Origin of the sequence: Phyllobacterium lublinensis, from assembly GCF_020164435.1 — a bacterium.
Classification (GTDB): Bacteria; Pseudomonadota; Alphaproteobacteria; order Rhizobiales; family Rhizobiaceae; genus Phyllobacterium; species Phyllobacterium lublinensis.
Genome location: NZ_JAIUDQ010000011.1, coordinates 155,497 through 165,516, shown reverse-complemented (window position 1 = coordinate 165,516; position 10,020 = coordinate 155,497). Strand labels below are relative to the sequence as shown.

The 10,020-nt window shown below is 59.9% G+C and carries 6 protein-coding genes; 2 read left to right on the top strand and 4 right to left on the bottom strand.

Annotated elements, in window-relative coordinates; translation table 11 throughout:
- Positions 1-1,553 (bottom strand): peptide ABC transporter substrate-binding protein (locus K9U38_RS14925; RefSeq protein WP_224495126.1); only part of this gene is annotated, 1,553 nt, incomplete at its 3' end.
- 238 nt (positions 1,554-1,791) lie between these two features.
- Complete coding sequence (locus K9U38_RS14920) at positions 1,792-3,240, bottom strand: cryptochrome/photolyase family protein (RefSeq protein ID WP_224495125.1); 1,449 nt, start codon at positions 3,238-3,240, stop codon at positions 1,792-1,794.
- A gap of 190 nt (positions 3,241-3,430) precedes the next feature.
- Between K9U38_RS14920 and K9U38_RS14915 the strand changes: the two genes are divergently transcribed.
- On the top strand, positions 3,431-4,600 hold the full coding sequence (locus K9U38_RS14915; protein WP_224495124.1) for a TIGR02281 family clan AA aspartic protease: 1,170 nt from the start codon (positions 3,431-3,433) through the stop codon (positions 4,598-4,600).
- A gap of 59 nt (positions 4,601-4,659) precedes the next feature.
- Here the strand turns inward: K9U38_RS14915 and K9U38_RS14910 are convergent, their stop codons facing one another.
- The gene (locus K9U38_RS14910; RefSeq protein WP_224495123.1) at positions 4,660-6,285 is read right to left on the bottom strand and encodes a cisplatin damage response ATP-dependent DNA ligase; all 1,626 of its coding nucleotides are present in this window, start codon (positions 6,283-6,285) and stop codon (positions 4,660-4,662) included.
- Between the two features lie 6 nt (positions 6,286-6,291).
- On the bottom strand, positions 6,292-7,308 hold the full coding sequence (locus K9U38_RS14905; protein WP_224495122.1) for a ligase-associated DNA damage response exonuclease: 1,017 nt from the start codon (positions 7,306-7,308) through the stop codon (positions 6,292-6,294).
- Positions 7,309-7,477: 169 nt separating this feature from the next.
- Between K9U38_RS14905 and K9U38_RS14900 the strand changes: the two genes are divergently transcribed.
- Positions 7,478-10,018: a ligase-associated DNA damage response DEXH box helicase gene (locus K9U38_RS14900; protein WP_224495121.1), complete on the top strand. Its 2,541-nt coding sequence runs from the start codon at positions 7,478-7,480 to the stop codon at positions 10,016-10,018.
- The last annotated feature ends 2 nt before the right edge of the window (positions 10,019-10,020 follow it).

Here is a 10,020-nt window from a genome sequence, read left to right as displayed (position 1 = left end):
TTGTCGCCCCAACCCTTGACCTTGTCGGCCACGAGCCACAGGTTGGCGTCGTTCATCAGCGGTGCGATCGGCTGGTCGCGCATGATCAGAGCTTCTGCCTCATGCAGGATCTTCGAACGGGCCGCAGGGTCGCGCTCTTCGTAGGACTTCTTCATCAAGGCATCGAATTCGGGGTTCTCGTAATGCCCGTAGTTGAATGTCTTGTTGGTGCTGACGCTGAGGTTCAGGAAGTTTTCCGCATCCGCATAGTCGGCGGTCCAGCCGGCACGGGCAACGTTGAACTTGCCGCCTTCCTGCAGGTAGGCATAGTGCGACGAAATATCGAGATTCATCAGCGTCACATTGGCGCCGAACGTCTTCTTCCACATGTCGGCGACAGCCGTAGCGACGCGTTCATGGTTCGGATTGGTGTTGTAACGGATCTCGATGTTGAGCGGCTTGCCGCCTTCGCCGTAGCCGGCCTCTTTCATCAGTTCCAGGGCCTTGTCTTCACGGTCGAGCTGCGACAGCCCGGCAAAGTCAGGCTTGGCTGGTTCGCCATAGGTCTCGAGCCCTGGAGGAACCATGGAATAGACCGGCAGTTTCGTGCCGTTGTAGATGTCCTTGGCAAGGAAGTCGCGGTCGACCGCCATCGAAAGGGCTTGGCGGACGCGAACGTCGTTGAACGGTTCGGTGCGCGTATCGAAGGGGTAGTAATAGGTTGCCGCAGCCGGCGTGACGTGCACCTGCTTCGGATTGGCGGCGCGCAGACGATCGATCTGGTCGGACGAGAAATTGTAGACGAGGTCGAGTTCGCCGGCTTCGTAGCGACGCACGTTCGCAGCCTGGTCATCGATCGGGTAGAAGATAACCTTGTCGAGCTTGACGTTTGCGGCGTCCCAATAGTGCTCGTTCTTTACGACGGTCAGATGGTCATTGGGCACATGCTCGGCGAGCTTGAAGGCACCGTTGCCGACCAGCTTGCCTGGCTTGACGAAATCTGCGCCGTTCTTTTCGAAGCTTGCCTTGTTGATTGGCAGCGCGGTCTGATGCGACAGGAGTTCGATGAAGAAGGGGGTCGGACGTTCCAGCGTGATCTCGAGGGTCTTGTCGTCGACGGCCTTCAGGCCGAGCTGATCTACGGGCAGTCCGCCCTTGTTGATCTTTTCGGCATTCTTGATCGGATAGAGAATATTGGCATAGCCGGCTGCGGTCTTCGGATCTTCGACGCGGCGCATCGAGAAGACGAAGTCTTCGGCGGTCACTGGCGAACCATCGGACCACTTTGCGTCAGCGCGCAACTTGAACGTGTAGACCGTACCATCATCCGATACCGTCCAGCTTTCAGCAGCGCCTGGAACGATCTTGCCGTTGGCGTCATAGACAGTCAGCCCCTCATAGAGGTCCTTGACGATGAAGGCCTCGATATCGATCGAGGTCTGCGACTGGTCGAGGGTTTGCGGTTCGCCGCTGTTGCCGCGATGGAGTACCATTTCGGCCAGGGCCGGGCTTGCGCCGATCATCAGTGATCCAAGCAGCAAGGCCGCACGGAGATTAAGTTTCATAAAGGTCATTTTTCTTTTCCTTCCCCTCTAAGAGAATTGCGAAGGCATGAACAAATGCCAAAATTTTCCCAAAGGCAAGGAGGGTATAATGCTTTCGTTGTAATATTTTTCGTGGATGGGGCTTACGATCACGTCAAAGAAAAGTTGCACCATATGGACCAAAGCGCCATTTGGCGGCGCTTTTTGATGAATATGCGGCAAAATTCGGTTCGGGCATAAATTTTCCCGATTTTGTGGAAAACCGGGGTTATCGAGTCGTCTCAAAGGCTTCCAGAGCCCTTTTTCGGGCTCGCTGGTGGTCGACAATGGGTCGCGGATAGGTTTCGCCGAGTTCAACTTTCGCCTCTGCAAGCGTAGTTTCGGGCGCAGTCCATGGCCGATGCAGGTACTTGTTCGGCAGAGCAGTCAGCTCCGGCACGAACTGGCGCACATAGATACCTTCCGGGTCGAACTTCTCTCCCTGCAGGACGGGATTGAAGATGCGGAAATAAGGTGCGGCATCGGCGCCGGACCCGGCCACCCATTGCCAGCTCGCGGCATTGTTGGCCGGGTCCGCGTCGACCAGCGTATCCCAGAACCATCCCTCCCCGATGCGCCAATCGATGAGCAGGTGCTTGATCAGGAAGGAAGCTACGATCATGCGCACACGATTGTGCATCCAGCCGGTCTGCCACAGTTGCCGCATACCGGCATCGACGATCGGATAACCGGTCTTGCCATGCTTCCAGGCACTGAGATGGTCCGGCCGGTTTTCCCAGGGGAATGCATCGAATGAGGTGGTGTAATTTTCAGAGCGCAGTTTCGGATTGTTGACCAGCAAATGATAGGAAAACTCGCGCCATCCGAGCTCCTGGCGGAATTTCTCCAGCCCTGCCCGGTCCCCGGCATGGCCCTGACCCTTCGTGGCGTGCCAGATCTGGAAGGGCGTGATCTCGCCATTGGCAAGGTAGGGCGACAGGCGTGACGTCGCATCGATATCCGGCCGGTCGCGATCCTCGGTGTAATCGCCGACCGCGCCATCGAGAAAACCCTGCAGCCGGTTGTTTGCCCCCTCCTCCCCGGGCGTCCATGCTTCGGAAAATCCCTTGGTCCAGTCCGCCTCCTGCGGCAGGAGGGCCCAATCATCGAGATTGTCAGAGGCGACCTTGCGGTACCAGCACTTCAGCGCCGCCGGCGCCGGTAACGGATCGCGCGGCTCGGGCATGGCATTGAGCGCGCGCCAGAATGGCGTGTAGACACGATAGTGCCCGCCTGCACCGGTTTTGAGCGCACAGGGCTCGTGCAGCAGCTGCCCCTCGAAGCTTCTCGTTGCGATGGATCGCTGCGCCAGCGCCGTGTGCAGCGCCTCGTCAATCTCGGCCCCCGGGGGATCGTAGCGGCGGTTCCAGACAACCAGATCCGCTCCAGTCTCTTCGATCAGGTGGTCGATGATGTCGTCGGTCCTGCCGCGCCTGAGAACGAGCGGAGCGCCGAGAGCATTAAGGGAAGCGGCAAGTGCGAACAGTGAATGGTGAAGCCACCATCGCCTGGCGCCGCCCACGGGACGATGATCGCCGCTCACCCGCTCATCGCGCAGAAACACCGGAATGACCGGCTTCCTGCTCTGCGCCGCGGCGCAGAGGGCGCGATTGTCTGCAAGCCGCAGATCGTGGCGGAACAAGACAATGACAGGCTTTTCGGTGCCGGTATCGCTCATAGCTGCACATCCTGCGAGATGACGATCACGCCCAACCCTTATAATGTTCTTGACGGATTGACCATGAGGAACGTGCGGTCACGGAAATATGGCGGTGAATTGCACACTGAGGACTTGCCATCACGCCCGCGCATGGTCAAGAATATCCGGATATTGCCTGGTTTTTTTATTGATATTGAAAGTCATTTACATGCTCAAAGCAGAGTCGGAAGACAGAAACGGCGGGATTCCGCCGCGATCCAGTGTCTGGGAAGAATACATCCATATCATTTTTGTTGTCTGCATTCTCGCCGGGATCACGGCAACGTTGTGGTTGGGATCCGAAGCCATTGAAGACAAAGCCATGGATCTTGCCGGATTTAAACCGGATCCCCGTGCCGAAGCGTTTTACGCGCGTCTCGAAATGGAGCCCTTGCCGAGAAGCGTAGCTGGTCGGGATCCTGTCGCTGGACATCTTGCCGTCCTGTTCCGGGAACCTTGCGACTGGAATGCAACATATGATCTTGCCATAGCCTTGCAGAACGCAGGTTATCAGCGCGAGGCGGCCAAGATATTCCAGGCCTATTCCACGAAGTGCCGGCCATCGGACGTGGCACTCTACCATGCAGCAGATATTCTCTATGGCTTGAGCGACTTTGCCGCCGCCCTCAAGGTGTCAGATGATCTGCTTGCCCTGTCACCGGACCTGCCGCAATTCCACTATTTGCGGGCCCAGATACTTCAAGACGCAAAGCGTTATGACGAGGCGATCAATGCTTACGATTCCGCGATCGGTCTTTCCGCGGACATCAGCACGCTCAATGGCGAGGTCTTCCGGGGTGCTTCCTTGAGCTACGCGGCACTAGGCAAATACTGCGAAGCGATCACGCCCATCCAGACCTGGGTATCAATCGACCCGACGCAGAACGATACGCCGCGCACGCAGGCGATCCTCAGGGAATACAACAAGAAAGGCAAATGCGATCATGCCTACGCCAAGGGCAGTGATCGCTTCCCCACGCAAGGGAAGGATGTGATCACCGCCAAGGTCAGCATCAATGGGACGCCTGGCAACTTCATCGTCGATACGGGCGCTAGCTTTGTCTCGATGTCGAAGGATTTTGCCGAGCGGGCAAAAATGCCGTTGTCGGGTGATTATCCGGTTCGCATGAATACGGCGAACGGCATCTCGATGGCACAGCGTAGCTCGGCGGCTGAAGTCAAGGTCGGGCGCGTCACGGCCAATGACGTTGCCGCTGTGGTGCATGCGGAAAACGCGCTCGGTGACGGCGTTGACGGGCTCCTCGGCCGCTCGTTCCTGTCCCGGTTCGATGTCACATTCAGCCCAAGGGAATGGCGCATCGAAAGCAAGAAGCAGTAGGCATGCATTGCGCCTTTCAGGTTGCGTGGTGGCGGCGGCTCCGGTGAAGCCGAAAACGGTCAGCTCGCCGTTTCGGAATCGCGCAGGAGCGCCTCGAGGGTTTCCAGCCGGTCGGCCTCGATCGGCGGCTTGTCCCAGCGAAGGCGCGAGATGCGGGGAAAGCGCATGGCAACGCCCGATTTGTGCCGCTTCGAACGGTTGAGGCCTTCGAACGCGACTTCAAGGACCAGACCATGTGCCGGTTCCGCGCGAACGGAACGAACGGGACCGAATCGTTCGGTGGTATTGTTGCGCACAAAGGCATCAAGCTGCTTCAGTTCCTCGTCGGTAAAGCCGAAATAGGCCTTGCCGACCGGAACCAGATGAGGTTCCGCTTCCGGCCCGGTCCAGACCGCGAATGTATAATCGGAGTAGTAACTCGAGCGCTTGCCATGGCCGCGCTGCGCATAGACCAGCACGGCATCGATCGTGAAGGGGTCGCGCTTCCATTTGAACCACGGCCCCTTCGGACGGCCGGGAACGTAGATGGAGGCGCGCTGCTTGAGCATCAGCCCCTCGATGATCGGATGGGGCGGATTCTTGCGCAATGTCGCAAGCTCGTCAAACGAGCGATAGGGTACAAGCGGTGACAGATCGAAGCGTGTCGGCTCCAGCTGCGCGACAAAATCTTCAAGCCGGGCCCGCCGCTCGCTGAACATCAATCCACGAAGGTCATCGCCGCCATCGATGAGCAGGTCATACAGGCGGACGAAAGCGGGATGGCTTTCGAGCTGCTTCGCCGAGACGGTCTTGCGGTTGAGGCGTTGCTGCAAATCACCGAAGGCACGGATCTCAACGCCCGTTCCGGTGCTCCTTGCGACCAGCAATTCGCCATCCAGCGTGCCTTCGAAGGTCATGAAATCGGTAATGTCGGGAAAGGCCTGGCTGATATCGTCGCCCGTACGCGAATAGATGCGGCGCTTGCCGGACTCTGCCGTCAATTGCACGCGGATACCGTCCCATTTCCATTCGGCGGCATATTCTTCGGGGTTGATCCTTGAATAATCCGGCTCTTCGAGGGGCGTGGACAACATGACCGGCCGGAACGGCGCGGCCGCAAGGCTCTGCGGTTTGTCGGCCTTGCTTTCGAGCCAGGCAAAGAGCGCTTCATAGGGGGGCTTCAGGCCGTGCCACAATTCCTCGATCTCGGTGACATCGACATCGCCGAATTGTGCCAGTGCCTGTTTGGCCAGCCGCGCCGAAACGCCAATGCGCAGGCCGCCGGTGACGAGTTTCAGGAGGGCATAGCGGGCCGAGGCGTCGAGCTGATCAAGCCATTTCTCGACGAGCCGCACAGCGTCGCTGCGCGAGGCCAGCGCCAGCGAGGTGACGATATCGCCAAGAGTCGGAACGGAATTGGCAAGGACGGGCTCATCGGTGGACCAGACCAGTGCGATCGTTTCTGCAAGGTCCCCAACATAATCATAGGAATAGGCGAAGAGCTGTGCATCCATGCGCTCGGCGATGAGCCCGCGGATCATAGCTGGCTTGACATTGGCGATGTCTAGATCGCCAGTGAGCGCGGCAAGGGCATAGCCCCGGTCCGGATCAGGCGTATCGCGAAAATAATCCACCAGCAGCGTGAGCTTGCCGTTGCGTGCCGGAGTGAGGACCAGCCGGTCGAGGAGTTGCGCGAACTCTTCCATTACAATCTAGTCCCCCTCGTCCTCATAACCGACCAGGTGGAGCGGCCGTGCTGCAAAGCCATTCAGCTCGCACCAGCGCACCAGCGCCTCCTCGCGTCCATGGGTGACCCAAACCTGCGAGGGTCCGAGTTCGGCAATCGTGCCGGTCAGCTCGTCCCAATCGCAATGATCGGACAGGATGATCGGCAGCTCCACGCCCTGTTGGCGTGCCCGCTGGCGAATGCGCATCCAGCCGGAGGCGAAACAGGAGACGGGGTCGGGAAAACGCCGCGCCCAGCGGTCTAGAAATGCCGAGGGTGGACCAATGACAACGGCACCGGCAAAATCCTGCACGTTGCCTGCCTCCGTGGTTGCTGGCGCAAGGGGGCCAAGGTCTATCCCTTGCGACTGGTAGTATTGGCAGAGCTTCTCGAGTGCACCATGGATGTGGATTGTCCGGTCATAGCCCGCGTCGCGCAGCATGCGGATGACGCGCTGGGCCTTGCCCAGCGCATAGGCCCCAACCAGATGCGAGCGCTCCGGGAACTGTTCGACAGATTTGAGCAGCTTGGCAATCTCGTCGCGGCTGTCGGGATGACGGAATACCGGCAGGGCAAAGGTGGCCTCGGTGATGAAGACATCGCAGGCGACCGGCTCGAAACCCGCGCAGGTCGGGTCGGCACGTCGCTTGTAGTCGCCGGAGGCGACAATGCGCATGCCGTCCTTTTCCACCGCGATCTGTGCCGACCCCAGCACGTGGCCGGCCGCGTGAAAGCTGACCGAAACGCCGTTGATACTTATGGTCTCGCCTACACCCGCGGCCTGTGTTTCGCCCGCGAAATTCGCGCCATAGCGCAAACCCATGATATCGAGTGTCTGCTGCGTAGCCATCACCTTGCGATGACCGGAGCGGGCGTGGTCGGAATGGCCATGGGTGATCAATGCGCGGTCAACGGGATGGACCGGGTCGATGTGGAAATCACCGGCCGGAGAATAAAGGCCAGCGGGTGTCGAACACAGCAGGGCTTCGGGACGTTTCAGCATGGCGTAACCGTGCCGCCTCTGGCCTTCCCCCTCGTGGGGAGGGTATGACGTGGAACGCTTTGGCCAAAGACAAGTATCATCAATCTTTTCACAACTCCCGTGACCTAACGAAGATAGGCCGCATTTTGCTCCGCGCAATCCTGACAAAGAGAACTTGGCGCATTGAACGATGGCCACTACATTCGCTGCAGTGAGCACCAGCAAATCACCCCCGGCCGACATCGGCGCCGCATATCTACCGCTTCCCTTCCTGAACTGGTTTCAGTCCAAGGGCTGGTCGCCGCGTGCACACCAGCTCGAACTGCTGCAGGAGGCAAGCCAAGGAAACTCCGCCTTGCTGATCGCCCCGACCGGGGCGGGAAAGACGCTGGCGGGGTTCCTGCCGGCGCTGGTCGACCTTGCGACCCGCGGCAGGAGCAATGCGACGAGCCGCGGCGTGCACACGCTCTACATTTCGCCGTTGAAGGCGCTGGCAGTCGATATCCACCGCAACCTCGAAATGCCCATCGACGAGATCGGTCTCGACATTTCGCTCGAAACGCGAACGGGGGACACACCCGCCTACAAGCGGCAGCGGCAGAAACTGGCGCCGCCGGACATCCTGCTGACGACACCGGAGCAACTCGCGCTGCTGATCGCCGCAAAGGACGCCGGCCGTTTCTTTGAAGACCTGCGCTATGTGATCTTCGACGAGTTGCACTCATTGGTAACGTCGAAGCGCGGCCATCTGCTCTCTTTGGGCCTGGCGCGGCTGCGCCGGTTACAGCCCGGCGTACAGACGATCGGACTTTCCGCGACTGTCGCGGACCCCGATGGATTGCGACGCTGGCTCCTGCCACAGACGGGCGATGCGCCGATGGCGAGCCTTGTTACGGTGGAAGGTGGGGCGAAGCCGCACATTACGATCCTCGACACCGATGATCACGTCCCCTGGGCCGGGCATTCGGCGGTCTACGCGCTTCCAGGCATCTACGATGCCATCAAACGGCACGGCACGACGCTGATCTTTGTCAACACGCGCAGCCAGGCGGAGCGGTTGTTTCACGAGCTGTGGATGGCCAATGAGGACAATCTGCCGATTGCGCTGCACCACGGGTCACTCGATGTCAGCAAGCGCCGCAAGGTGGAGCAGGCCATGGCGGCCAATGCGCTGCGCGCCGTCGTTGCCACCTCGACGCTCGATCTTGGCATTGACTGGGGAGATGTCGATCTCGTCATTCATGTCGGCGCACCGAAAGGCGCGAGCCGGCTTGCCCAACGCATCGGGCGTTCCAACCACCGCATGGATGAACCCTCGCGCGCCATCCTCGTTCCGGCCAACCGTTTCGAGGTGATGGAGTGCCAGGCGGCTCTCGACGCCAACTACATAGGCGCGCAGGACACGCCGCCGCTTGGTGAAGGATCGCTCGATGTGCTGGCGCAGCACGTGCTTGGCATGGCCTGTGCCGAGCCGTTCCGTGCGGACGATCTCTATGCCGAAATCAAGACAGCCCTCCCCTATGCCGGGCTGCCCCGGCATACCTTTGACCGGATCGTCGAGTTCGTTGCAACCGGTGGCTACGCGCTGAAAAGCTATGAGCGCTTTGCCAAGATCCGGCAAACCGCAGACGGAACCTGGCGTGTGACGCATCCGCGTTTCGCCCAGCAGTACCGGTTGAATGTCGGCACCATTATCGAGGCGCCGAGCCTCAACGTGCGGCTTACCCGCCAACGCGGCAAGGGCGGGAATGTCAGGGGCGGCCCTGTGCTCGGCAAGGTGGAGGAATATTTCGTCGAATCGCTCAGTCCGGGCGATACTTTCTTTTTTTCCGGCCGCGTGCTGCGCTTCGAGGGCATTCGCGAAAATGAATGCATGGTCTCGAATGCCGAGGGCTTTGATGCCAAGATTCCGGCCTATGCCGGCGGCAAGTTTCCGCTGACCACCTATCTCGCGGAACAGGTGCGTGCCATGCTTGCGGACCCCAAACGCTGGGGCGCCCTGCCAGACCAGGTCAGTGACTGGCTGCGCATCCAGAAGGATCGCTCGATTATACCACAGCCCGGCAGCCTGCTTGTCGAGACGTTTCCGCGCGGCGAGCGGTCCTATATGGTGACCTACCCGTTCGAAGGCAGGCTGGCGCACCAGACGCTCGGGATGTTGCTGACCCGGCGGCTGGAACGGGCGAAGGCGCGCCCGCTCGGCTTCGTCGCCACGGACTATGCACTGACGGTCTGGGGCCTGCGCGACATGGGGCGCATGTTCAAAAAGGGGGAGTTGCCCCTTGCGGACCTTTTCGATGAAGACATGCTGGGTGACGATCTCGAGGCCTGGCTGGCGGAAAGCTGGATGTTGAAACGCACCTTCCGCAATTGCGCGCTGATCTCCGGATTGGTGGAAAAGCGCCACCCGGGGCAGGAAAAAACCGGACGGCAGGTCACTGTCTCGACGGACCTTGTCTACGACGTCTTGCGCGAACATGAGCCGGACCACATCCTGATTCAGGCAACACGCGCCGATGCGGCGGCGGGCCTGCTCGACATTGAGCGGCTTGGCCGTATGCTAAGCCGAATCAAGGGGCACATAGTCCACAAGGATCTGGAGCGGATTTCGCCGCTCGCCGTTCCCGTCATGATGGAAATCGGAAAGGAACGAGTTCCCGGTGAGGCGCATGAGAGGCTGCTGGAAGAGATTGCTGACGAGCTGACCCGGGAAATGATGGAAAATACATGAAC